Annotated in this window: 16 protein-coding genes; 8 read left to right on the top strand and 8 right to left on the bottom strand. The window is 62.4% G+C overall.

All coding sequences use genetic code 11. The features are described from left to right. Nucleotides 1-227: 227 nt before the first annotated feature. Nucleotides 228-3,884: a LamG-like jellyroll fold domain-containing protein gene (locus BV071_RS18875; protein ID WP_035610629.1), complete on the top strand. Its 3,657-nt coding sequence runs from the start codon at nt 228-230 to the stop codon at nt 3,882-3,884. A 114-nt stretch (nt 3,885-3,998) separates the two neighbouring features. Here BV071_RS18875 and BV071_RS18870 read toward each other — a convergent pair whose 3' ends face one another. The 3 genes from BV071_RS18870 to BV071_RS18860 form a co-directional block, all read right to left on the bottom strand. Further along, nucleotides 3,999-5,087 (bottom strand): class I SAM-dependent methyltransferase, encoded by a 1,089-nt coding sequence (locus tag BV071_RS18870; RefSeq protein ID WP_052573562.1) that lies wholly within the window; start codon nt 5,085-5,087, stop codon nt 3,999-4,001. Nucleotides 5,088-5,244: 157 nt separating this feature from the next. Next, on the bottom strand, nt 5,245-5,952 hold the full coding sequence (locus BV071_RS18865) for a hypothetical protein (protein WP_265594606.1): 708 nt from the start codon (nt 5,950-5,952) through the stop codon (nt 5,245-5,247). A 105-nt stretch (nt 5,953-6,057) separates the two neighbouring features. Beyond that, a complete protein-coding gene (locus BV071_RS18860; protein WP_265594605.1) occupies nt 6,058-7,128 on the bottom strand; it encodes a hypothetical protein in 1,071 nt (356 codons plus the stop codon). A gap of 459 nt (nt 7,129-7,587) precedes the next feature. On the opposite strand from BV071_RS18860, the gene BV071_RS18855 reads away from it, so the two are divergent. Beyond that, nucleotides 7,588-8,325 (top strand): hypothetical protein, encoded by a 738-nt coding sequence (locus BV071_RS18855; protein ID WP_265594604.1) that lies wholly within the window; start codon nt 7,588-7,590, stop codon nt 8,323-8,325. Between the two features lie 36 nt (nt 8,326-8,361). Here the strand turns inward: BV071_RS18855 and lepA are convergent, their stop codons facing one another. Then, nucleotides 8,362-10,161 carry a translation elongation factor 4 gene (gene lepA, locus BV071_RS18850; RefSeq protein ID WP_035610621.1) on the bottom strand — a complete coding sequence of 600 codons (1,800 nt, stop codon included), beginning with the start codon at nt 10,159-10,161 and terminating at the stop codon, nt 8,362-8,364. A 129-nt stretch (nt 10,162-10,290) separates the two neighbouring features. On the opposite strand from lepA, the gene BV071_RS18845 reads away from it, so the two are divergent. The 3 genes from BV071_RS18845 to BV071_RS18835 are packed head-to-tail and all read left to right on the top strand — an operon-like array spanning nt 10,291 to nt 14,362. Continuing rightward, nucleotides 10,291-11,625, top strand: a complete 1,335-nt coding sequence (locus tag BV071_RS18845) for a hypothetical protein (RefSeq protein WP_035610619.1) — start codon at nt 10,291-10,293, stop codon at nt 11,623-11,625. Then, complete coding sequence (recG, locus tag BV071_RS18840; RefSeq protein ID WP_052573560.1) at nt 11,622-13,685, top strand: ATP-dependent DNA helicase RecG; 2,064 nt, start codon at nt 11,622-11,624, stop codon at nt 13,683-13,685. Before BV071_RS18845 ends, recG begins: the two co-directional genes overlap by 4 nt. A 5-nt stretch (nt 13,686-13,690) precedes the next feature. Then, nucleotides 13,691-14,362 carry a metallophosphoesterase family protein gene (locus tag BV071_RS18835; protein ID WP_035610642.1) on the top strand — a complete coding sequence of 224 codons (672 nt, stop codon included), beginning with the start codon at nt 13,691-13,693 and terminating at the stop codon, nt 14,360-14,362. Here BV071_RS18835 and BV071_RS18830 read toward each other — a convergent pair. Beyond that, nucleotides 14,345-15,802: a DNA-3-methyladenine glycosylase 2 gene (locus BV071_RS18830; protein ID WP_035610640.1), complete on the bottom strand. Its 1,458-nt coding sequence runs from the start codon at nt 15,800-15,802 to the stop codon at nt 14,345-14,347. The genes BV071_RS18835 and BV071_RS18830 overlap by 18 nt on opposite strands. Nucleotides 15,803-15,952: 150 nt before the next feature. Here BV071_RS18830 and BV071_RS18825 point away from each other — a divergent pair, with 150 nt between their 5' ends. Next, a complete protein-coding gene (locus BV071_RS18825) occupies nt 15,953-16,486 on the top strand; it encodes a methylated-DNA--[protein]-cysteine S-methyltransferase (RefSeq protein ID WP_081886095.1) in 534 nt (177 codons plus the stop codon). A gap of 21 nt (nt 16,487-16,507) precedes the next feature. On the opposite strand, the gene BV071_RS18820 is transcribed toward BV071_RS18825, so the two are convergent. Beyond that, on the bottom strand, nt 16,508-16,915 hold the full coding sequence (locus BV071_RS18820; protein ID WP_035610617.1) for a PIN domain-containing protein: 408 nt from the start codon (nt 16,913-16,915) through the stop codon (nt 16,508-16,510). Then, entirely contained in the window at nt 16,912-17,145 is a 234-nt protein-coding gene (locus tag BV071_RS18815) for an AbrB/MazE/SpoVT family DNA-binding domain-containing protein (protein ID WP_035610637.1), read from the bottom strand. Before BV071_RS18815 ends, BV071_RS18820 begins: the two co-directional genes overlap by 4 nt. A gap of 110 nt (nt 17,146-17,255) precedes the next feature. Here BV071_RS18815 and BV071_RS18810 point away from each other — a divergent pair, with 110 nt between their 5' ends. Together BV071_RS18810 and BV071_RS18805 are read left to right on the top strand one after the other, a co-directional pair. Continuing rightward, nucleotides 17,256-19,211 carry a hypothetical protein gene (locus BV071_RS18810; RefSeq protein WP_052573558.1) on the top strand — a complete coding sequence of 652 codons (1,956 nt, stop codon included), beginning with the start codon at nt 17,256-17,258 and terminating at the stop codon, nt 19,209-19,211. A 95-nt stretch (nt 19,212-19,306) separates the two neighbouring features. Continuing rightward, on the top strand, nt 19,307-19,573 hold the full coding sequence (locus BV071_RS18805) for a hypothetical protein (RefSeq protein ID WP_035610616.1): 267 nt from the start codon (nt 19,307-19,309) through the stop codon (nt 19,571-19,573). A 39-nt stretch (nt 19,574-19,612) separates the two neighbouring features. Here the strand turns inward: BV071_RS18805 and BV071_RS18800 are convergent, their stop codons facing one another. Beyond that, complete coding sequence (locus tag BV071_RS18800) at nt 19,613-24,544, bottom strand: chitobiase/beta-hexosaminidase C-terminal domain-containing protein (protein ID WP_081886094.1); 4,932 nt, start codon at nt 24,542-24,544, stop codon at nt 19,613-19,615. Nucleotides 24,545-24,556 lie beyond the last annotated feature (12 nt).

The following is a 24,556-nucleotide window of genomic DNA, read 5'->3' as shown; positions in this document are numbered from 1 at the left end:
CAGATGCTCCCACCCTGCCTGCACGTCGGTCCGTGTTAGGCTCCGGAAGATATAGGTAAGAGGCGGCCCCATGGGCGGGCCGCCCCTTGTCAATCCGGCACCAGTCCACGGCAATCAGCCGGTGGATTGCCGCGCTTGGGTCGTACTAGCCTCCCATCGGCGGATGTCGCCCTTGTCGCGACCTCCCCGATCTCCGGAGGAGCCCAAGCCTCCGCTACCCCACTGCCATGAAGACCCAACGCTGCCTGATCTACTTCTGCACCGGTATCGGTGTTTCGCATCTCTCCTCCTTGCACGCCGCCACCGCGCCCCTGACCGGTGGCGACGCAGGGCAAGGCCTCACCGTCACCGCCCAGTACCTCAAGGGCGTGAATCTCGGAGTCGGCACCGCCCGGACCGTCCAAGGCGCCACCTTCACTGGCGCGCCCGCCGCGGGCTTCACGGTCACCGGGCTCGGCGGTTTCACCGGGAACTTCACCGGTAATCTGAACTTCGGCGCGGGTGAAACCTCCGCCAATGACACGGCGATGACCGAACTGGCGCGGACGCTCTTCTTTGGCGGCGGCGGGATGGATGTCGCCATCACCGGGCTCACCGCGGGAACTTCCTATCAGCTCAATCTGATCCAGTCCGTCACGACAAGCTTCGGCCCACGCGAACAAGCGATCCTGCTCAATGGCACCTGGCAAGAGAACGTGATGCTCACGCAGGGCAACAACGCGAAGATCACCACCCTCGTCGCCACCGCAAATGGCAGCGGCCAGATCGCGCTCGGCCTGCGGCCCTCCGGCAGCTACGGCGGCACCGGCCCCCAGGATGGTGCCGTGCTCAGTGGCATCGCGGTGACCACCATTGCGAATCCGGACTCGGACAACGACCAGCTCCTCGACGTCTGGGAATACGGCTACTTCCCCGGTGATCTCACCAAGCTCTCCGGCAGCGGCGACTTCGATGGCGATGGTGCCACCGACAAGCAGGAGTATGACGCCTCCACCAATCCGACCAACCCGGACAGCGATGGAGACACCCTGACGGATGGCACGGAGATCAACCGCAAGGTCGCCGGTGTCGCAGCGCCCACCAATCCGAACTCCAAAGACAGCGACAAGGATGGTCTGCTCGACAATGAGGAAACCGGTACCGGCACTTTCGTCAGCGCGACAAATACCGGCAGCAATCCGCTCTCCGACGATAGCGATGGCGATACCTTCAAGGACCAGATCGAAGTTCTGTTAGGCTCGGATCCGAACAATGCCGCGAGCGTCCCCACCGGTCACGCCGCGAGTCCCCTGGTCTCGCTGGATGCCAGCGCCCTGCCGCTGGGACCGCTTACCACTTGGACGAACACCGGCCTGCTGACCCGCAGTTTCAATGCCGTCTCCGAAACGCCACCAACGGTCACCACCCTGCAAGGAGTGAAGGGCGTCACCCTGGATGGCCAGGCGGCCTCCTTGGTCGGACCGGCGGCTCCCAGCATCCTGACCGGCGGCAGCTCGCGGACGGTGGAAGCATGGATCTACAATCCCGCCGCGGCGACCGAGGAGACGATCGTTTCCTGGGGCCACCGCGATGGTCCAGATGGCACCCATAGCTCATTCATTCACGGCACCAATGCGACCTTCGGCGCCTTCGGTGGCTGGGGTGCCGCAGCGGACGTCGGCTGGGGTACGGTGCCGCCCAAGACCGGCCGCTGGACTCACGTGGCCTACACCTACGACTCCACCGGCAAGGCCTTCAAGGTCTACAATGACGGCGTCCTAGCCGCGGAAGAAACCAATACGCTCAACACTTGGGCCACGGATCTGGCAGGCAACCCGCTGCCAATCCGCATCGGCGCACAGAACGGTCCGACCGGGGTGCTGGTGGCTCCCGCTGCCAGCATGACGATCGCCAAGCTGGTGGTTCATGACCGCGCGCTGAGCGCCTCGGAGTTGAAGAACAACGACAGCGACCTCGATGGCCTGCCGGACTTCTACGAAGTCTTCTACGGACTCAATCCCGCTAGCAACGCCGATGCTGCACTTGATCCAGATGGCGACGGCGTCTCCTCGCTGATCGAGTATCGCCTCGGCACCAACCCGGTGTGGGCGAATCCCGATACCGACAGCGACGGCCTCTTCGACGAATGGGAGATCGCGAACTTCCGCGACATCACCGCTAACCCCGCCGAAACGGATGCGGTGATCCTCGCGAAGTACAGCGGCACCAGCGATACGGACAGCGATGGCTTCAGCAACCGCGAGGAATTCCTCGGCGGCTCCAATCCCAACGATGCCAACTCGCTGCCCACCGACCAGGACGCCGACTCGATGGCCGATGCCTGGGAAATCCAGCACTTCGGCTCAACCGCCGCGGGACCCTTCGACGACAGCGACGGCGACGGCTCCTTCAACATCGACGAATTCCTCGGCAATACCCCGAATCCCGCCGACTGGGCCACCGATGCCAGCGATCCCAAGGACGCACACTCACAGCCGGATACGGATGGCAACCACATTGGCGATGGCTGGGAGTTCACCTACTTCACCGGTCCTGGCACTGCGGATCCGCTCGGCAATCCCGATGGCGATGGCCTCAACAACCAGGTGGAATACGCGAATCTCACCAACCCCAATGAGGCCGATACCGATGGCGATGGCTTGAACGATGACATCGAGGTCAACCGCAAGGTCAACGGTGTGTCTGCGCCCACCAACCCGCGCTCCAAGGACAGCGACAACGACACGCTGAGCGATCTGGTTGAAACCGGGACCGGCATCTATGTCAGCCGCGCGAATACCGGCACCGATCCGCTGGCGGTGGACAGCGACGGGGATACCTATGCCGATGCCCTTGAGGTGGCCCGCGGCTCGAATCCAAATAGCGCCTCCTCCACACCGCCGGCATACGGACTGATGGCGCGCTGGAGCATGAACGAGACCTCCGGCACCACGGTACCGGCAACTCCGGACGCCACTTCCAACGGGACCTTTGCCAACTTCCAGAACCAGCCGGTGACGATGGCGTGGGACGGCAGCAAGGGCATCGGCGGAGCGCTGGCTTGCACGGCCAATACCGATCGCGTGGAAATCCCCGCGCTGAACCTGAGCTATGGTTTCACGGTCATGGGCTGGATCAAGCCCGGCACGGAAGCGCAAGCCACCTGGGCGCGCCTGATCACCTCGCGCTTCCAGGATGGCTTCTTCCTCGGCCGCGACGGCGGGACCAACAATTGGAAGTTCATCGTGAACAACAACTTCAACCTCGCCGGTGGCACCATCGTCGCGGATACTTGGCAGCACGTCTGCGGAACCTTCGATGGCACCACCGCCCGCCTCTATGTGAATGGCGTGGAGGTCGGCTCCCAGCCGATGATCACGCCTTCGGCACCGCTCCTGCCGATCTACTTCGGCGCGGAAGGCGGAGTGGACCGCGGCTTCACCGGGCTGATGGATGAGTTCAAGATCTACTCCGGCGCACTCCCCGCCAGTGAGGTTTCGAACATCCACTCGCAAGAGTCGGCGCTGATCGGCAACGCTCCTTCCTACGACGCATGGGCCGCCAGCTACGGGCTGGATCCACAGACTCCGGCTGGATCACGCACTGGGGATGCCGATCACGACGGCACCATCAACGAAGTGGAGTTTGCCCTCAACCTCTCTCCGGTGGATGGCAAGTCGGGCTTCGATGCGAAGATCAGCGGTAGCGCGGCCACCGGCATCACCCTCACCTGGCCGAGCCAGCCGGGCCTGAGCTTCCAGGTGCGTAGCGGAAGCAACCTGAACTCCTTCCCGACGCTGGAGGCCACCGTGCCCGCCGCCGCGGCACCCGCTGTGACCACCTCGTGGTCCTCGGGCCCCTTCAGCTCCGGTGCGAAGTTCTTCCGCATCGAGTTCACTCCCTGACCCGATCCACCGGGGGATTCGGGATAAGGTCGGCACCCTGCTTCGACGAGGTCGCGAGGCAGGGTGCTATTTTTTGCAGGCACCGCCCTAAAGACGGATGCCGGTGATTCTTGGCTAGGGCTTCGCCTCCAGGATCATGTTCACCATCGTTTGCGAGGCGCGGCGGAAGCGGGTGAAGCCGCCTTCCTCCACCACGGCCCGCAGGCGTTTCTCTCCGGCCTGGGCACCAAGCGCGAGGCCGACTTCCTGGCTGCGTGAGGCAGGCGTGCAGATCACCGTGGAGAAGCTGTAGTAAACTCGTCCCAGCGGATTGAGGTTCTCCGCGAGTTTATCGCCGGCCAAGGGCTCGACGATCATCCAGGTTCCATCCGGATTGAGCGCCTTGCGGATGTGCACCGCCGCGCCCACGGGATCGCCCATGTCGTGCAGCGCATCGAAGATGGTGATGAAGTCGTAGCCGCTGCCCGGGAAATCCTTCGCGGTGGCGACCTGGAACTCGACGTTGCTAACACCCTCCTCCGCGGCATGCTGGCGTGCGGCCTCGATGGAGCCCTCGTGGATGTCGTAGCCGATGAACTTGGACTGCGGGTAAGCCGCCGCCATGATGAGAGTGGATGTCCCGTGGCCGCAGCCGACATCCGCCACCAGGGCACCTTTCTTCAGCTTCGCTTCCACTCCGTCGAGTGCCGGGATCCATGAGGAGACAAGGTTCGCGGCATAGCCGGGGCGGAAGAAGCGGGCGGTGCCGCAGAAGAGGCAATTGTGGTGATCGCCCCATGCCACGCCCTTGCCGCTCTTGAATGCGGCTTCGAGCAGCGGCACATCATGATAGGCTGCAGAGATGCTGTAGAAAGCGCCGCTCATTGCCACCGGGCTGTCCGGATCGGCGAAGACGGCGATCTGCTCCGGATTCATCCAGAACAAGCCGGCCTCCGGATCGCAGTCGACGTAGCCGGAGGCGGCCTGCGCGGCGAGCCATTCGCGGAGATAGCGTTCGTCCAGGCTGGTGGCCTTGGCCAGATCCTGTGAGTTGATCGGGCCGGATTTCGCCAGTGCGGTGTAGATGCCGAGGCGGTCGCCCAAGACGGTCAGGGCACCACTGACGGCAGCACCCATTTCGACCATCATTTTACCGGCGAATGCTTCCAGGAGATCGGGGCGGAGCTCGGTCCGCCGCGCTTGGGATTCGAGTGTCGATTGCATGGCAGTGCGCGCCCGGAAAGAAGGGACGCAAAACTACCATACCCATTCGCTGGCACAGTGGAATGCAGCAAAAGGTCTCATTTTGTAGTTCCTGCCGGGCCGGGCAGCATTCGCGGAAGCCCTCCGGCTCTCGCCCGGCGGCGATCGATAGCTCCTACTAGGGTGTCTCCTTGGTCGGGGTTTCTCCCAGCTTCACCTCAATCGCGTTGCGAGCCCTCAGGGCCACCCGGGCAATCGCTTCATCGAAGGCCCGGCTGGCGAGTGCCTTGTCCGCCACGAAGGCGTTCAAGGACTTGGCGGTTTTCCCGACGGCGACGAAGTTGGTGGTGAGCAGCTTCTTTCCATCCGCTGCGATCAACTCGAACTTGCCGCCGATCATCGGGGTCACCAGCACATCGTCATCCTTGCCGGCCCGGGTGTAGCGGAAGGTGTCCACGCTCACCACGAAGTGATTCGGGGAGGCATTGTTGATCTTACCTTTGAGGAAAGGATGAGCCCCGAGCGACTTCGAGACCTCCTTGTGAATGCGGGTGGAAATGTCGCCAGGGACAGTCCCGGGCGCGCGGGCGATTGCATCCGCGTAGTTGCTCTCAAACATCTTCTGCTGGGCGAGGGCAGCGATCTCCACGATCAGCTGGGCACCCGCTCCTGCCGCAGCTCCGGCCCCGAACCCACCGCCGCCGACCGCAACGATGGGGGCGGAGTGAACCTCATTTCCGATCGGCGGTCTATAGGCATCGGGAGCAACGCCCGGCGCAACGGACAGTGATGTTATCTGGGCCTTCTGAGCTTCAGTCCATTTGTTGGCGCAGGAGCCAAAGATCAAGGGGAGAAGCGATGCGCCAGCGAGGAGGAGATATCTCATGAGGCGCCGTGTCTTTGCCAAGGACAGCACCCGATAAAGGCAAATCGCTCCCGCCGGGAAGGCTTCACAGAAATTTCATCGAACCCGCGAGGTGGCCCAACCGGGTCAGTGCTCCGATTCGCCCGGAACCTCGGGAATGCCGGGATCATCCAGGATCTGGACGGCGGTGCCATCGCCAAGAGCCTTCCAGTCCTGGAGTACCCAAACGACTTTCTTCTCGGGAGTCACTTCGATGAGCTGCGGGCCTTCGCCATTCTTACCGCGCGAGGTGAAGATGGTATTGCCATTCGCCAAGCGGGTGCAGCTCTGCGGCGGAGAGGTAAAGCGGTACTCCGCTGGCAGGTCCGTGTTGCAATTGAACTCCCAGATCGTCTCACCCTTGGAGTTCACCTCGCGGGTGAGGCTATCCTTTTCATTCGTGATGAGCGTATTGCCATTCTTCAGACGGATCGCGGCCCAAGGCTGATTGATCTCGTACTTCCAGATCTCCTTGAAGTCCTTGTCGTATTCCACGACGCGATTCCCGACGAGGTAGGAAACCAGATAGGTTCCCTGCGCGGTCACACGAGCGCGCCGGAACTGCCCGTGTACTCCTTGCGATGCTTCGATCGGGAGCTCGTGATCCACCTCGACTGCGCCCGTCTTGATGTTGATGACCTTCAGCTTCGGCGGCTGGCCATTCTCCACGAACATCACCTTGTCCAAGCCAATCGGCTGGCAGGCGTGGACCTCGGTGTGCTTGTCCTTGGATGAATTGCAATCGTAGCGCCACAGCACCTTCTTGTCCGGTGAGATCATCGCCACATAGGCCATGCGGCTATAGAGGATGTTGCCGTTGGAGAGCATCCACACGTCGTCGAACTCCGGACCATTGCCCGTGTCAAAGGTCCAGATCACCTTGCCATCCTTGACGAGGAACATCCGGTTGCAGTTCTCCCCCACGTAGAGCATCGGGTGCTGCGCGAGGCCCTTGCCCGGCAAATCGGAACGGGTGACTCCATTGGTCCCGCGGTCCGGGATCTTGATTTCGGTCGGAGCAAATGCCGGCACGTTCTCTGCGGTAAAGAGATGCAGGACATCCATGCACGGCGTCACTGCGGAGGCCAGGGGCGCACCGACCAATGAAGCAATCAAGCCAAGGGTCGATAGAATCGCCGGTGAAGAAGGGTTTTTCATGTTCACTCGTGTTAGGGGCGGGAATGGAGGCAAGGACGCAGACATTCGGCCTGTCTCCGATCCAGATACATGAACCCAGGCATGATTTTTGTCAGTATGGAACAAGCCTACCCGTTTGGGAGAGAACTGTCGTCGGTTCTCTGGTGGCCGAAGGCGGATTGACTCTCCGATTCCAGCACTTCACCGTCATCTGCAATGCTCCCCCGCGCTCTGTCCGCTTCCGCATTTCTTCCCCTTTTGCTTCTCGTGGAATCGGCTTCGGGCCAGTTGATCGCGGGCGAGTCTTTCGAAGGGATGCCGACAGGAGCATCGCTCCAAGGAAGCGGAGGCGATGCCACGGGATGGGAGGCATCGTGGAGTGGAGGTCTCGACTCCCGTTTTGAAATTGTGCAGCCGGCAACGGCTTTACGCTACGAGGTGCCTTCCGGAGGCAGCGCCGATGGTGGTTCCAGAGCACTTTTGATCAAAACGGCACCCGAGCCGGTTGCCGGGGTTCTGCACACCTTCAGGAAGATTCCCGATCTCAATGCGACCCTCTACTGTAGCTTTCTCGTTCATCCGCTTTCCGCTGGAACTGGCACGGATAGTATCGAGTTCCGCCTCGGGTCGGACACCTCGACTTGGGGACGCATCGCCTTCAGACCGGATCAGCAGGGTTCGAAGCTTCTTGCGGGCGCTTACAAGGCCAATGGAAGCGGCGGTGGCGTCGTGCCATCCCTATCGCCAGGCCAGACTTACCTCATCGTGGTGCAGGTGATCCGACTTTCGAGCACCACGGCCCAGTTCGCTTTTTGGGTCAATCCGCCTGCAGCATTCCCAGGAGGGTGGGCCGGGAGTGTCAGTGCCGCTGTCGGTAGCACCGAAAAAATCTCCAGCTTCGGATTCAGCACCTCTTCGGACGATACCGGTGGACCGGCATCCTCGGTTCTGGTGGATCGTTTGCGGGTCGGTTATGTGTGGTCAGATGTGGTCGATCCATCGCCGGTGCCGAAGGTGGTGCCCCAATTGAACATCGAGAGAGCGATGAGCATCCAGTGGCAGAGCGCTCAGGGGGTGAGCTACCAACCGAAATACAGCTACGACCAGATCACCTGGTTCGATCTCGGCGCTCCGGTCTCTGGCGATGGCACCCTCAAGACCGTGTTTGACACGGTCTACTCGGCCCCGCGGCGCTTCTATAAGGTAGAGTTTGAATGAAGGGAGTGATTCCTGCGCTGCAGGAATCAAGCTCACTCAATCCCCGCTCTTCAGCACCTTGATGAAGGCATCCTGCGGGATGTTCACCTTGCCAATGGCCTTCATCTTCTTCTTACCTTCCTTCTGCTTCTCCAGCAGCTTGCGCTTACGGGAGATGTCACCGCCGTAGCACTTGGCGGTCACGTCCTTGCGCATGGCGGAGATACTTTCGCGGGCGATGATCTTGCCACCGATGCAGGCTTGGATGGCGACGACGAAGAGTTGGTTCGGGATGACGTCCTTCAGGCGCGCGGCGAGGGCGCGGCCGTAGCCTTCGGCCTTCTCGCGGTGGACGATGGTCGAGAAGGCCTCAACCGGCTCGCCGGCGATGAGCATGTCCATCTTGACCATGTTCGCGGCGCGATAGCCGGCGTGCTCGTAGTCCATGGAGCCGTAGCCACGGGTGCAGGACTTCAGGCGGTCATTGAAATCGACGAGGATCTCCGCCAGCGGCAGCAGGCAGGTCAGCATCACGCGAGTGTCATCGATGGTCTCGGTATTCTCCACCTCCCCGCGCTTCTCCATCACCAGCGACATGATATCGCCGATGTAGTCGCCGGGGATCATGATGAAGACCTTCACCAAGGGCTCACGGACTTCCTGAATGGTCTGCTGCTCGGGGAAGAAGGAGGGATTGTCGACGATGAGTTCCTCACCATTGGTCTTGGTGACCTGATAGATCACCGAGGGGTAGGTGGAGATGACGTCCATGTTGAACTCCCGGCGCAGGCGCTCCTGGATGATCTCCATGTGGAGCAGGCCCAGGAAGCCGCAGCGGAAGCCGAAGCCGAGGGCGGTCGAGCTTTCCGACATGTAGGTGAAGGCCGCGTCATTGATCTGCAGCTTGCCCATCGCCGTCTTCAGCGCCTCGTAGTCGGAAGTATCGATCGGGTAGATCCCGGAGAAGACCATCGGCTGGATCTCCTTGTAGCCCGGCAGCGGCTCGGGGCAGGGATGGGTGTTGTCCGTGATGGTATCGCCGATCTTCGCCTCGTCCGCGGACTTCATGTTGGCGATGACGTAGCCGACATCGCCGGCGACGAGCTTGTCGCGGGCGCTCATCTTGGGGGTGAAGACGCCCACTTCCTTGACCTCGTAGGTCTTGTTGGTGTGCATCAGCTTGACCCGCTGGCCTTTCTTCACGGTGCCCGAGAAAACGCGGACGTAGGAAACCACACCGCGGTAGGTGTCGTAGATGGAGTCGAAAACGGAGCAACGCAGCAGCTTGTCCGGATTCTCGACCGGAGGCGGCACGCGCTTCACAACCGCTTCGAGGATGGCCTCGATGCCGATCCCTTGTTTCGCGGAGGCGGGGATCGCGTCTTCCGCGGGGATGGCGAGGATGTCCTCGAGTTGCTTCTTGCACCTCTCGACGTCCGCGGCGGGCAGGTCGATCTTGTTGAGAACCGGGATAATGAGGAGGTCCTGCTGGTGGGCGAGGTGAAGGTTTGCCACGGTCTGGGCCTCTACGCCCTGCGCGGCATCGATCATCAGGATCGCGCCCTCGCAGGCGGCCAGGGAGCGGGCGACCTCGTAGGAGAAATCGACGTGGCCTGGCGTGTCCAAGAGGTTGAGCTTGTACGTCTTGCCGTCCTTCGCCGTGTATTCCATCGCCACCGGGTGGGACTTGATGGTGATGCCCTTCTCACGCTCGAGATCCATGGCATCAAGAAGTTGCGCCTGTTGGTCGCGTTCGGCCACGGTGTTGGTGGCGGCCATCAGACGGTCGGAGAGCGTGGTCTTCCCGTGGTCGATGTGGGCGATGATCGAAAAATTGCGGGTCAGGGAAGTAGGCATAGCGGGCGGGACGGGCTCTCGGGCGCGCGGAGGAAAGCACCTCATACACGGAAATCACGGAAAAAGAAAGTCCCGGAACTTTCACGTGGGGGTTGGCGGAGCCGCCCGCAGTCTGGTAGTGCAAGAGCGGTGGCTGGAAAATACGAGATCCTGGATATCCTCGCGCAGGACAAGAGCGGCATTGTTTTTCATGCCGAGGAGCGCGAATCCGGCCGTTCCGTGGTGCTCCGCCGCTTTTTTCCCTACGGCCCGGAGGGCGGCGGCCTGCAGGAAGCCGAGCGGGCGGCCTACATGGCGGCGCTCGAAAGGGTCCGCGAACTCCGCCACCCCACCCTGCGCACGATTCTCGACGGTGGTTGCGATCCGGTGGACGGCATGCCCTTCCTGGTGAGTGAGTGGGTCGAAGGCCAGCGCCTCGGCGAGCTCCTCAAATCCCGCCCACTCAGCCCCGGCTCGACCAAGGCCCTGCTCACCCACGCGCTCGACGCCTCCAAGGAACTCTCCGCGGTTTTCGGCGAGGAAGCGGTCTGGGTCGAGACCACACCCGACTCGATCGTTCTCCCGGTCGCCGGAGAAAACATCACCTTCTGGGTCTGCCCGATCAAATGGCTCTCCACCCCGGAAAACCGCGGCGGCCTGCTGCCGCTGGCGAAGCTCGCCGAGCGGGCGCTCCACTGGCGCGGCAAGCCGGTGGCGGGTGTCGGTGAAGGCCTCGGCAGTTGGGTCAAGGCAGTCCGTGAAAATCCCTTCCGCTGGTCACTCGACGAGGCAATCCAAGCCCTGCTTGAGCCCCTGACCATGACCAGCGCCCCGGCGATGTCCATGGCCACCGCCACGCAGCCCGGCGGAGTGCCCACAGTTCCCATGAAGGCTGCCCAAAAGCAGCCCAAGGAGAAGGCCGCTCCGAAGAAGAAGTCACCGCTGCCGGCCTTGCTCGCAGTTGCGCTGATCACCGGGGCAGCTGCTGGCGGAGTCATCTGGTTCAAGAAAACCGGCGGGAAGCTTCCTGCCTTTCTCTCGGGCAAGCAGGAGGCGAGCGCAACCGCTTCGGAAGCGGCACCCGAACCCGCGAAAAGCGCCCTCGATTTTGGCTCCAGCGACATGGAAAAGAATGCCGCCGCCCAAAAGGCCGCTGCGGCCACGAAAGGCTCAGCCCTCCCCGCGTCCAACATCCCTTCCCCCTCGCCGACCTTCAAAGCTCATCCGGACAACCAATTGACCGGCACGCTCTCAGAGATCAAAGAGGAAGGCAGCGGCAAGGATCAGGTCCGCTACATCATGCTACGCCACGAAAAGACCGAGCGCTGGGCCGTTTACGCGGTCTCCAACAACAAAAAGGGCTTTGAAATGGGTGAGCTGGACAAGCTGCGTGGCAAGGAGGTGCTTTTCACCGGCACCTTCAAGGACGAAGGCGGCAAGCGCGGCAAGGTTCTGCAGATCGACAAGATGGACGTGCAGCAATGAGGGCTGGCACCGCCGTGATCGCACCGACCGCTCCGCTAGCCTCGCTCGATTTTCTCGCCCCGAAGGAGGTCATTGCGCTGGCCACCGCCGGACTGCATGCCCCCAAGGACCTGCTCGATTGGCTGCCGCGGCGCTACGAGGACCGTCGCCGCTTCGATGCCTTTCCAGCCCAAGCGGGCGGCCCGGCGGTCTGCCTGCGTGGCACCGTGGTTGACTCCATGAAGCGAGCCTTCGGGCCGCGGCGGCAGTTTTATGAGGCGGTGGTGATGGACGGCACCGGCGGCGTCTTCGGTTCCTCGAAGGTGACCTGCCGCTGGTTCAACATGCCCTTCATCCACAAGATGGTCGCCTCCGGCCAGGAGGTGATCCTTTACGGCAAGCCCAAGGACCTGAACGGCAAGCTGGTCATCGATCACCCCGAGTTCGAGGTGATCCGCGAGGACGGCGGGCCTTCGATCCACCTGGAACGCATCGTGCCGATCTACCGCAATGTCTCCGGTATCGCGCAGCGGCGGCTACGGGAGATCCAGCATATCCTGTTAGAGCGGATCGATCCGGCGGCGCTGGTGCCGGCCTTCGATGTCGATCCGACCTACCCTCGGGCGGAGGCATTTCGCGAGGTGCATTTCCCCGAGGCACTGGAGCAAGCGGAGGCAGCGCGGCGGCGCTTCGCCTTGGAGGAGTTCTTCACGCTCCAGCTCAATGTCGTCTGGCGGCGGGCACGGCATCACGACCACAGCGGCCGAGTGCTGGGCACCAAGACCACGCTGCTCAAGCGTTTCTACGAGAGCCTGCCCTTTGACCTGACCGGCGCCCAGAAGCGCTCGATCAAGGAAATCGTGGCGGATATGCGCGAGCCGCGCCCCATGAACCGCCTGCTGCAAGGCGACGTCGGCTCGGGCAAGACCTTCGTGGCGATGGCGGCGATGCTGCTGGCGATCGACTCCGGATGCCAGGCCGCACTGATGGCGCCCACGCAGATCCTCGCCGAGCAGCACTTCCTGACCTTCCGCAAATGGCTGGAGCCGCTCGGCGTGCGCGTGGCTCTGCGCACCGCTGCGAAGGAGGAACACACCCACCTCGCGCTGGAAGGCGAGCCCCAGGTGCTAATCGGCACGCATGCGCTGCTCTTTGACAAGACCCTCTTCAACGATCTCGGCCTCGTGGTGATCGATGAGCAGCACAAGTTCGGCGTGACCCAGCGCTCGCGCCTGATCGCGCAAGGCACAACCCCCGACGTGCTGGTGATGACCGCCACGCCGATCCCGCGCACGCTGACGATGACGATCTACGGGGATCTGGATGTCTCGGTTCTCGATGAGCGTCCTGCTGGCCGCGGCAAGATGATCACGGCGCTACGCACTGCCGCGAAGCAGACGGAGGTTACCAAGTTCGTGAAAGACCAGCTTGAGGCGGGGCGGCAGGCTTATCTGGTTTATCCTCTGGTCGAGGAGAGCGAGGCCTTGAAGGCCGAGTCCGCGACGGAGGCATTCGAGAAGTGGCAGAAGCGCTTGTCCGGCTACGCGGTCGGGTTGGTGCATGGGAAGCTGGATGCCGAGGAGAAGGAGGCAGTGATGCGGCGCTTCCGTGATGGCAGCATCCATGCCCTCGTCGCCACCTCGGTGATTGAAGTAGGCGTCGACGTCCCGAACGCGAACCTGATGATCATCCACCACGCCGAGCGCTTCGGCCTCGCGCAGCTCCACCAGCTTCGCGGCCGCATCGGCCGCGGCGAGCACAAGAGCTACTGCATCCTTCTCACCGATGGCAAAAGCGCCGATGGCATGGAGAAGCTCACGGTAATGGAGAAGACCTCCGATGGCTTCGTCATCGCGGAAGAGGACCTGCGCATCCGCGGACCAGGCGACGTATTAGGCACCATGCAGAGTGGCTTGGGAGATCTGAAGTTTGCAGACTTTCTCGCCGACACCGCTTTGTTGCGCGAGGCGCGGGCACTGGCAGATCAGGTGATCAAGGAGGACCCCATGCTTAAAGGGCAGCATACCGCGCTCGCCGGCATGATCCAAGAACCCCAAGCCAAAAGCGTCCGGCGAGATTGAGCAAGATGCGAACATTCGTCATCGGTGACATCCACGGCCACACTCGGGCCCTGCAAGCCTTGCTCGCCGCGATCCCGTTGGGCGACGAAGATTGCCTGATCCTCCTCGGCGACTACGTGGACAAAGGCCCGGATGTGAAAGGCACTCTCGAGCTTCTCTGTGGCCTCGCTTCGCGCCCCCACACCGTCTTCCTCCGCGGCAACCACGATCAGATCTTCCTGGATGCCCACCTCGACCCCACGAAGTTCTTGGTCTGGGAAACCCTCGCCGGTGAAAACTCCCTTGCCAGCTACGGTGCGGGCAGTAGCGAAGACCTCATCCGGGTCGTGCCCTTCCACCACTGGTATTTCCTGGAGAACACCTGCGTGGATTGGCACGAGACGGAGAACTTCATCTTCGTGCACGGCGGGATCCGCGCCTTCAAATCACCGGCAGAGGAAGAGATCGAGCGGCTGCAATGGATGACCTTATCGATGGCCACGCCCCATCTATCGGGAAAGACCGTGGTATGTGGCCACACCCGCAATGAATTCGCTCGTATCGCCGATCTGGGACACACGATCTGCATCGACACCGGAATCTCCAAGGGTGGAAAGCTGACCTGCCTTGAAATGGACAGCTTCGACTTCTGGCAAGCGGATGCCGAAGGCAGCATGAATTCAGGCCACCTGCGCTGAGAGGCTGCGCCACAAGTGCAGCACCGCGTAGCTCCGCCACGGCCGCCACGCCTGCGACCTCTCCTCCGCTTGCTTCGCGCTCACCCGGCCCAACGCATTTCTCACTGCAATATCCTCCTTCGGAAAGGCATCCGGCCAGCGCAGTGCCCGCATCGCGATGTAGTTCGCGGTCCACTGCCCGATCCCCGGCAGGGCCACCAGCTTCGCGATCGCGCTCTCCGGGTTCGATCCCGCATCAAGTGTCAAGTCACCTGCCCGGAAAGCCCGCGCCATCGCGAGAATGCTGTTAGACCGCGCGCTGATAATCCCCAGCCTCGCGACATCATCTAGGCTCGCCCGCGCGACCGTCTCCGCTAAAGGCGACAAGCGCGTGAGCTCCGGAAAAGGCGTGGTGATCTTCTCCCCGAAAGCTTCTGCAAATCGGCACGCAATCGTCGTCGCGGCCTTCACCGTGATCTGCTGGCCGAGGATCGCACGGATCGCCATCTCAAAGCCATCGAAAGCTCCCGGCACCCTCAGCCCCGGATTCTTCTCCACCCACGGCTTTAGCAGCTCATCCTGCCCCAGATGAGCCGCGATCAAATCCGGCCGCGCAGCGAGATCGAAGAGATTCCGCAAGCGCCCTAACAGAGCAGGCAAGACCGGCACAAGCGAGTTGGTGAACTCCACCACCAGCGCATGCTTCGCCGGAGCATGGCCCACCTTCACCCAGCCCGTGTGCTTCCCCAGCTGCACCGTGCGCGCATAGGCATCCTCACTCACCAGTTCCACATCACGAATCGCCCTTCCTCTCAAGAAAGCCAGTGTGCCTTCCCAATCGTAAGGCGGCCGGTAGCCAAGCTGCAGCGTGGAAGTATCCCCCGCCATCAAATCCACCTCCGCCGCCTCTTTCCGCAAACGCGTCGGCGGCATGCGGTAACGCGAACTGAAAGCATCATTGAAGCGCCGCAAGCTCGAGAAGCCGCTGGCAAACGCGATCTCCGTGACCGGCAGCTTCGTCTCGGTGAGCAGCTGCTTCGCGAGCAAAAGCCGCCTCGTCTGCACCAGCTCAATCGGTGAGACGCCCAGCTCTTTCTGCACGATCCGCCGCAACTGCCGGGAGCTCATCCCGAACTGCTCGGCGATCTCCTCCAGGCTGGCACCTTCATCGCTCAACCCCTCGTTCACCCGCTGCACGATCAAGTGCGCGATCCGCTGCGCTTGATCCAAGGGTGCATGCCCGGGCGCCAGCTCCGGCCGGCATCTCAGGCAGGGCCGGAATCTTTCCTTCTCCGCTGCCTCCGCACTTTCAAAGAAGAGGCAATTCTTCCGCATCGGTGCCTTCACCGTGCAGACCGGCCGACAATAAATCCCGGTCGAGGTCACCCCGACGAAGAATACGCCATCAAAGCGCGGATCGCGCGAGGTCATGGCGTTGTATGCGACTTGAGGATCGATCATGGCGACTGGCTTGCTCTCGCGGGTTGCTAGCGCCACCATAGCGCAAGCCCGCTCCAGTGCTGGCCATTTTCGGACATCGGAATCTTTTTCACTTCAGTGTCCGAAAACGGCCAGCATCAGCCCGGAAATACGCCAGACTGCGGCATGATCATGAAACTCGACCCGCAAACCGGAACGACCCGCTTCTTCCAGAAGACCATGCCCTCACCGGTGGGTCTGCTCACCTTGGTGGCAAGCGACAAGGGTCTCGCCGCGATCCTTTGGGAAAACGACGACCCGAAGCGCGTCCGCCTCGGCCAGGTCGAGGAAAACCAGAATCATCCTGTCCTCCTCGAAACCGAACGGCAACTTAGCGACTATTTCGCCGGCAAGCTCGAGCGCTTCAGCGTGAAGCTCGACTTCGCCACTGGCACGGATTTCCAGAGGAAGGTCTGGGCCGCCCTCATCACCATCCCCTTCGGCGAAACCCGCAGCTATGCGCAGATCGCCAAGCAAATCGGCCACCCCGATGCCGTCCGCGCCGTGGGTGCCGCGAATGGCAAGAACCCGATCTCAATCATCGCCCCTTGCCACCGTGTCATCGGCTCGAATGGCAAGCTGACCGGATTTGCGGGAGGGCTGGAGGCGAAGGCGCTTCTGCTCGGCATCGAGTCAAAGTGCGCGCCACAGCCGGAGCTGCTTTGAGAACAAGCAGGCCTTGGCCTGCTATGTCATGGAAGCTTCCCAGTCCTCAAGCAAGAGGCCTTTTACCCGCGAAAACTCGCGGACGTTGTGGCTGATCAGGGTGACATCAAGAGCCAATGCCTGCGCGGCGATTTGCAGATCGTAGGCGCCGATCTTGTTGCCTGCCTTCTCCAGCTCGCAGCGAACGACGGCCGCGCGCTCCGCGGAGTCATAGTCGAAGGGAAGAAGATGGAGTGGTGCCAAGAATCGCTCGACCTTGACTCGCTCACCTTTCGGATCCCTGCATCTCTGTACGCCAGAGAGGAGTTCAAAGACGCTCACCATCGAGACACCGAAGTCATCCGGCGAAAACCGGCAAATATTCGCGAGCATTTGGAGATGCCCCTGCATCACCCGGATGCAGGCGTTGGTATCGAGCAAATACCTCATTCTCCCAAATCAGGAATGCTTGGGATCTCTCCCTGATCCACACGCTCGAAGCTTGGATCGCTAATATGGATCGACTCGAAGTATCCGACGGGCCACTCAGAGCCCTTCACAGGTTCAAGAAAGACGCCATCTCCCAAACGACGAATCCGCACCTCCGTCCCCTCCAAGCGCAGTTCCTTCGGAATGCGCACCGCTTGGGAACGACCGTTGAAGAATACCGTCGTTGTCATATACGGTATATACCAGTCTTGCAGTGTTTGGTCAAATGGAGCTTCCCGCCCTTTCCTGCTCAAGCGGGGGGCTGGCATCCACCTCGGAAGAATGGTTTCATGAGTTCCGCATGCGTCTGTCCTTCATTCCCGGCATCGCCACTTGTGCCCTTCTGATCGCGAAGGTCCACGCCGCCCCGCCCCAAAGTTCCTGGGTGAATCTCGCCGCGGATGGCCGCCTGCTCTACACCCGCGATGCCCTCGGCAACCGGATCCCGGATTTCGGCGATTGTGGCTATATGGCCGGCCGCGTGCCAATTCCCGAGGTACCGGTCAAAGCCACGGTAAAACCCGGCGAGGGCGATGACCGTGCCGCGATCCAAGCCGCGATCGACCAAGTCAGCGCCTTGCCCCTGGATGCCAAGGGTATTCGCGGTGCCGTCCTCCTCAGCTCCGGCGAGTACCAGCTCGATGCCCCTCTCAAGATCAGCGCCAGCGGCGTGGTCCTGCGCGGCGCAGGAGCCAATGACAGCGACAAGGGCACCCGCCTGATCGCCACCGCGCCGCGCCAATACACCTTGGTGGAGATTTCCAGCAAGGGCTCGCCGGCCATCGAGAAGGGCGGCACCCGCAAGATCACCGACAAGTATGTCCCGGTCGGCTCGCGCAACTTCGATGTTGATGACCCGCAGGGCCTCGTGGCCGGCCAAAAGATCATGGTCCACCGTCCCTCGACGCAGGCGTGGATCGATGCCCTCGGCATGGACAAGCTCGAACAGCCGTGGAAACCGGGCTCCAAGGATCTCAAGATGGAGCGCACAGTCACCCGCATCGAGGGTCAGCGCGTGTTCATCGATGCGCCGATCACTACGGCGCTCGATGCCAAGTTCGGCGGCGGGACCTTGGACCGCTTCACTTGGAGCGGTCGCATCACGAATAGCGGCATCGAGGACATCAAGGGCATCTCCCTCTTCAATGCCGCGGTGAAGGACGACGAAGAGCACGGCTGGACCTTCGTCAGTATCAGCCGGGCGGAGGATTGCTGGGCCCGCCGCATCGTCTCGGAGCACTTCGGCTATGCCTGCGTCACGCTCGGCGATGGCGGGCGTCAGCTCAGCGTCATGGACTCCACTTGCCTGGATCCGGTCTCGCAGGTCACTGGAGCCCGGCGCTACGGCTTCGGCATCAATGGCGCGTCGCAGTGCCTCGTCATGGATTGCCACACCCGCAATGACCGCCACCAGTTTGTCACCGGTGCTGCCACTTCCGGGCCGAATGCCTTCGTCAACTGCAGCAGCGAATTGGCGCGTAATGACGCCGGCCCCCACCACCGCTGGGCTAGCGGCCTCCTCTACGACGGCGTCACAGTGGAGGGAAACGCCATCAACATCCGCAACCGCGGCAACATGGGCACCGGCCACGGCTGGGCCGGTGCCAACTGCGTGGTCTGGAACTGCAAAGCCGACTCCTACATTATCCAGAATCCGCCGACCGCGCAAAACTGGCTGATTGGCAGCATCGGCAAGATTTCCGGCACGGCCGGCACCTACGATTCGAACGGCGCCCAGGTCACCCCGGCCTCGCTGTGGAGCAAACAGCGCGAAGACCTGCAAGCACGCCCCAAGCTCCAAGTCCGCGAATATGTGGTCGGCGATTTCGATGAATTTGCCGCGGACTCCGGAGCCAGCGTCCCAATTGATCCCGCATGGCTGTCCAAAACGGCGCCCCCGGGGAAGACTGGTGCCTTCGACACACTTGAAGGCGGACGCCGTGTGCCATGGACCCACGGCTTCAAGCTCGATCCCGGCGATTCCATCGTGAGCGCCACCTTGTCAGTCAGCGTCCGCGGAATGGCGAGCGGTGCCCAAAACGGCCGGATCTTCCTCGACGATCTGGCGAACTCAAAGCCGCTTTCCCAGTACGTGGAGAGCATTCCCACCACCGGCTCCACGGTCCTGCGCATCGACCTCGCCGCCGAGCTTCCGCGTCTTGCCGACGGCAAATTCAACCTCGCCATTGAAAATAACGTGGCAGTGGATTGGTCAGTGCTAGAATTGCGTGTGGCACCGAGCTCGCCGGGCAGCTGACCCCGATTTTCGCGAAAAAACCTCGCAATGGTCTACCGCAGGGTCTACCGCCGGTCTCTTGGTGCCTCACGCGAAACGGCATCAATCCAAAGTCCGTGAAAATCACTCTCAACGATTCAGTTCCGCCGGCCAAGCGAGCCGGGGTGGAGGCCCTCGTGAAGACTCTCATCAAGGCACCGCAGATCCTGTGGATGCCCAGCCGCTTCCCGCGCTACGTGATGCTGATCGAACCGGGTCCCGAAGACAAGGCCGAGCGCGAGAGCGCATCGATCTTTGATGCCCCGCAATCCGGAACCCAATCCCTGTCTGCGATCACCAATCTTCTGGAAGACCGCATCTCGGCACACCTTGCCGGGAGCTGATCCGGAAGAGCGGACCACCTTGGGCAGGAGCTCCTATCGCTACTTCTGAATGACGCGCAGCCGGAAGAAGCGCTGCTTGCCGGTGATTGGGCCATCAAGGATCACCCAGCCGTTCTCACGTTCTTTTGCAGAGTCGGTGCGCGAATCGAATACTAACTCCGCGTTGGCCCAGTTCCCGAGCTCTTCTGTCGCCTCCACCAGGCAGATGATGTCGTCTCGACCGGGATCGAAGGGGAAGCGGAACTCCCAGTGATCACCCAAGTCGGAGCTGGTGAGACGTGGCAGCGCCTCCGCCGGATTGTCGTTCAAGCCGAGCCCCAGCGCATAGCGGAGCAAGTTTGAGGTGCCCGCCTTCCGCGGATCGGCATCCGGCCCGCCAATCGATGGCGAATTGCGATCACTGGCGTTCGGGAAGGCCAGCAATTGCCACGCCGGGAAGGAAGCGGGCGGCGCGCCGAGACGGACTTCCACGATGCTCCCCGCTACCGGGCCACTGCCGAAGTCAGCCGTCTCCGGCACCGTCAGCACTTGGGCCAGCGGGACCAGCGACCAGTTCGCACCATTCGGCTGATAGACCTCACAGGGCGTTGCGTGAATGATCGCGGCAAGATCCACTTCGGCGGGCGCAAAGAGCACCCCGCGAAAAGCGCTTCCGGCATTCGGCAGATAAATCCGGCATTTCTGCGGTGCCGCGGTGATGGCATCCACTGCCAGCAAGCCATTCAAGGCAACGGCAGGATCCCGGTAGGACGGTGATCCCGGGCTCGCGAGCACGGCGGAGATCAAATTGCCGCTCAAGCTGGGCGCGGAGAAGATCTTCCCGCCGAGATTGATGGTCCCACTCCCGCTGAGCGGGCCGGTCCGGCCGTAACCGGTGAGCGTGCCACTGCTACCCAAGGTCACGACCGAGCCGATCGCGCCGGAAAGTTCGAGCGTTCCCTCGGACAGCGTGATCGGCCCAGTGAAGCCGGTATTGTCCGCATTGAGATGCAGGATGCCACTACCGGTTTTGGTGAGTGCTTTCGAAACCGGGGTCAGCGATTCAGCAAGTTCCAAGCGATTGAGCGGGCCTTCCACATGGATCCCCGCTGCAGCCGTGAGCTCGACCGCCACCGGTAAGACGCAGTGGTTCGGCGAGGCGATGCCGGGCTCGTAGCGAAGGGCGCCGGATCGGCCAAGCAAGGGGCCGTTGGGATTCACGGGGATGAAGGGACTCCGGCCGCTGCCCGCGATCTTGATCGGGATGTCGAAGGCGTAGACGCTCGGCTCCCCGGGATCACTCCTAGAGGTCAGGCGCAGTTGCCCATTTGGACTCACCACCACCGATGAGACATGCTGCGGCGTGGCAGACTCCGTGAGCGCCAGCACCCCTTCCTCGATCAGCAGGGGGCCGGTGAAGTCCTTGTCCTCCCCGCTGAGGGAAGCCACGCCGATGCCGGTCTTGCGAAGACCGCCACTGCCGCTCCAAGGCCCCCGCAGGCGCAGGGACCCGTATTCCGGATTCCCGCCATAGTGGTTGACCTTCACGTTGAGATCAGTCGCGAGCACCGTGCCTGAGCTGACCTCGAGTTCCGCGTAGCCGGTGCCATCGCCATCCACTTGCAGCACTGCCTCCTGGCCACCGCCATGGAAGGTGAGGATATTTCCGGCAGCTTGGTCGCGGATGCGATTGCGGTAGATGTCGCTGCCCTCATTGAAGCGGATGCTGCCGATGGTAACCGGCGTGCGCAGACTGATGGCACGCTCCGCCGCGGGCGGAGCATCGATCACCGCGCGCTCACCCGGGCCGTCGGGAAAGGGCGCGGGTGACCAGTTCGCATCCGCGTTCCAGTCGCCGCTGATGTAAGGAACATACTTCGATTCAGGCTGGATCGAATAGAACGCCGCTTCCGTCAACGCACTCCACACGCCGCCGCTGAGCGCCCGTGCCTTGAGCGTCTTCCACCCGCTGATGGCTACCGCGGAGCCGTAGGTGGAGGCGATTCCCGAGACCGCACCACTGACCGGCACGCGCGGGTCACTGCCATCGAGGGTGTAGTAAATGGCACTGCCGGCACTCGCGGTGATGGTCACGGTTTGCCCGGCCGCAAGCTGCCCGCCAAATTGGCTGAAGGCCGGGGCATTCACGTTCGGGTAGAGGCTGGCGGTCTTCAGTTGCGCCAGCACGTTGGTGGTCCGCGTCGGGAAGTAGGAATTGAGCAGCCGGTCGCGCTCCGCCACCCAATGCGTATCGGCGGTGTAAATCGGCGAAGGCCCGTCCGCATCGAGGATCGTGTTGCGGTAGGCACCCCAGCGCGCCTGCTCGGCAAAGACGCTGGGCTGGACCTTCGTGGCCATCGCGTTAAAGCGAGCAATGTTTGCGGCAGAGGTCAGCGCGCCGCCGTTGAAGAAGTGCTTCTGCACCCGGTCCGCGAAGCGCAGGCGGAACTCGGCATTCTGGCGCAGCGCCATGTAGAACACCGCGGGATTGTCGTGGCTGGAATCGCTGTTGGGCGGATTGGTCCTGCCGGAGGTTACGCTCTCCATCGTCTTCTCCGCATCCCAGACAAAAAAGCGATAGCCCGCTCCCGGCTGGCGCAAGCGGGTGGCGGTCCAGTTGTTGTCCGGCCAATCCTGGTTGGAGCCCCAGATATTGAGCAGCATGTAGTCAATGAAGGGATCAATATCGAGATACTCTTGGATCGCCGCGTACTGCTCGGGAGTGGCGAGCCCCGCCAAGGCAATCGCGCGCATGGCATCCCAGGCGATATTGTCGCCGCTCACCACCCCGTTGTGATTCATCGCATCGTAGTCTTCCCGCTCGCCGCCGAAGTGGGTGGCAGAGAAGGCGTCGTCCGGCTTCTCGGAGGGATTGTAGATCCCCCAGTAATTCCCGTTGATGTAGAGGTGGACGAAGTTGCCCTCCGCCGACATTCCATTCATCGCGGCCTGGGTGTCGCGCATCCACTGGTCGCGGAAGATCAGACCGCGGGCGCGCTCCGAACTCGCCATGTGCAGCCAGGAATTATTGAAGTTCCCCCGCAGGACCAGCGTGTTGAAATCCGCCACCGTGCTGCCGCCGTCCGCCAGCACCGGCACACGCAGCCGTCCCTCGCCGAGCGCGCCGCGAAAGTGCAGCCGCATCGATTTCTTCGGGGTCTTCGCGAAGTAGCGGCTGGCACCGCCATGGATGCTCAGCCCCGCATCGATCTGCGTGTCCAGCGAGCGGTCGGGACTCATCCACTCCGCGGAGACCACTTTCTCGATGTTGGGACTCTCCGGATTCGAATAAACGCCGTTGTCAGCACCGAAGGCATCGGTGACTGAAAGCGAGAGCGAGAGCGTAGGCAAACTGGACAGAGCTGTCTTCATCCGGGCCGCGTAGCCGGATTGCGACTTCACCGCCGGACTCATGCCGTAGCTGACGGACGTGAAGTCATCCCAAGTCGCAGGGTAGCCCGCGGGGGTTCCCGACTGGTTCACGATGTCGTTGAGGAAGAAGTATGAACAGGTCGCGATCTCCCGCGTGGGCAAGGTGCCGTTCTTGAAGGCCGCCGCTCTGACAATCCTGGTAGAGGCGATGGTGATCGGCGCGGAGTAGGTGCTGCCATTCGTCAGCGAGGGCTCGCTGCCATCCAGCGTATAACGCAGCGACACCGCCGGATCCGGATGGCTGATGATGAGCTTGAAGCTGCTCTCCTTGAAGCCGCGGGGCTCGGAGAGCACCGGCTTGCCTACCGGTGCGGCGTAGGCCGTGCTGCCATTCGCCGCCCCCGGCGTGGGCGTGGCGAACCAGACGAAGGTATTGCCACTTTCAGGACTCCGGCCACGGCTCGCACCCTGTGGGATCTTGGCTCCGGAGACCAGGTCTTCCGTGATCCCCTCCGGACGGGTCAGCACGAGATCTTCGCCGTCGGAGTCGATGCTGAAGTTTGTGTGGATCTTCGGCGTCAGCGGCAGCGTGGCACCGGGCAGCGAGTAGCGTGTGCCGAGATAGACATCGAGGAATGCCAACTCCGCCGCCGCCAGCGGGCGGTCGTAGAGCAACACCTCTGCGATCTCGCCATCGAGAGCCTGGCCGGTCTTCGCGCTGCCGACGGCCATTTCCTGAAGCCCGGAAATCAGCACCGAGCCCGGGCTCTCCGCTTGCGAGCCGATCAACTGGCCGTTCTTGAACAGGCGGGCCCGCGGTGAATCCAGATTGCCTGCCATCGTGGTCGAAAGGACCGACCATTCATTGCTGGCGACCGCGGCGGTCTTGCCGATGGGACTCATCAGTCCGGCCCGGAAGCGCGCCTCGCCGTTCACGTCGATCGCCAGGCTGGTATCGGTCGTGCTGTCGCTCGGATTCCAAGCACCGAAGATCCCGGAGGGCGAACCATTGCCCGTCCACTTCGCTACACTGAAGAGCGTGAAATTGTTGAGGCTGGTCAGACCATTGAAGGGAGCCACCGGCAGCTTGAAGGCCTGCGAGGAACTGCGGGTGAACTGGAAGGCCGGCTTGCCATTGCGGCGATTGGTCCGGAAGACCGGCCGCGTGCTGCTCGATGATGCGGTGCCATCGTTGGCCTTGCCGCTGAGGTCCTTCCACGTGCTCGTCGCCTCGCCATCCGAGTGGCTCTCGCCTTCCGCCTTCAGCCAAAGAACCAGGCCCGGAATGTCATCGGGCGAATCCACGCTCAGTCCGCTGCCCGTGCCCGTGCGGTCTTTTCCCGAGCACCAGATGACAAGTCGCGCGCCCGGGGCCAGATCGACCGCTGGCAGCTCGAACTTGAAGGGGTCCTCGCTGTCGTCCGAAATGCCCCAGCCCTCAAGATTCACCGTGGAACTGCCGCGATTGAGCAGCTCCACCCAATCCGAAGCATCGCCATCGTCGTCGAGAACAGTCTCGTTCGACGATTGGATCTCGCTGATCACGACATCGCTTCTCGACAGACCTGCGAATGCAAGCCAGCCGACAAGCGCCAGGGTGGGGGGGCGCCAAGGCTTCATGGGGGGATGAAC

The sequence above is a fragment of the Haloferula sp. BvORR071 genome, assembly GCF_000739615.1.
Lineage (GTDB): Bacteria > Verrucomicrobiota > Verrucomicrobiia > Verrucomicrobiales > Akkermansiaceae > Haloferula.
Note: the sequence above shows the minus strand (reverse complement) of the source record. Positions and strands in the feature narration are given on the sequence as shown.

Excerpts from the sequence above, each read along its gene's own strand:
- BV071_RS18875 (WP_035610629.1), top strand. The coding sequence starts at position 228 with ATGAAGACCCAACGCTGCCTGATCTACTTCTGCACCGGTATCGGTGTT.
- BV071_RS18870 (WP_052573562.1), bottom strand. The coding sequence starts at position 5,087 with ATGCAATCGACACTCGAATCCCAAGCGCGGCGGACCGAGCTCCGCCCC.
- BV071_RS18865 (WP_265594606.1), bottom strand. The coding sequence starts at position 5,952 with ATGAGATATCTCCTCCTCGCTGGCGCATCGCTTCTCCCCTTGATCTTT.
- BV071_RS18860 (WP_265594605.1), bottom strand. The coding sequence starts at position 7,128 with ATGAAAAACCCTTCTTCACCGGCGATTCTATCGACCCTTGGCTTGATT.
- lepA (WP_035610621.1), bottom strand. The coding sequence starts at position 10,161 with ATGCCTACTTCCCTGACCCGCAATTTTTCGATCATCGCCCACATCGAC.
- recG (WP_052573560.1), top strand. The coding sequence starts at position 11,622 with ATGAGGGCTGGCACCGCCGTGATCGCACCGACCGCTCCGCTAGCCTCG.
- BV071_RS18835 (WP_035610642.1), top strand. The coding sequence starts at position 13,691 with ATGCGAACATTCGTCATCGGTGACATCCACGGCCACACTCGGGCCCTG.
- BV071_RS18830 (WP_035610640.1), bottom strand. The coding sequence starts at position 15,802 with ATGATCGATCCTCAAGTCGCATACAACGCCATGACCTCGCGCGATCCG.
- BV071_RS18825 (WP_081886095.1), top strand. The coding sequence starts at position 15,953 with ATGAAACTCGACCCGCAAACCGGAACGACCCGCTTCTTCCAGAAGACC.
- BV071_RS18820 (WP_035610617.1), bottom strand. The coding sequence starts at position 16,915 with ATGAGGTATTTGCTCGATACCAACGCCTGCATCCGGGTGATGCAGGGG.
- BV071_RS18815 (WP_035610637.1), bottom strand. The coding sequence starts at position 17,145 with ATGACAACGACGGTATTCTTCAACGGTCGTTCCCAAGCGGTGCGCATT.
- BV071_RS18810 (WP_052573558.1), top strand. The coding sequence starts at position 17,256 with ATGCGTCTGTCCTTCATTCCCGGCATCGCCACTTGTGCCCTTCTGATC.
- BV071_RS18800 (WP_081886094.1), bottom strand. The coding sequence starts at position 24,544 with ATGAAGCCTTGGCGCCCCCCCACCCTGGCGCTTGTCGGCTGGCTTGCA.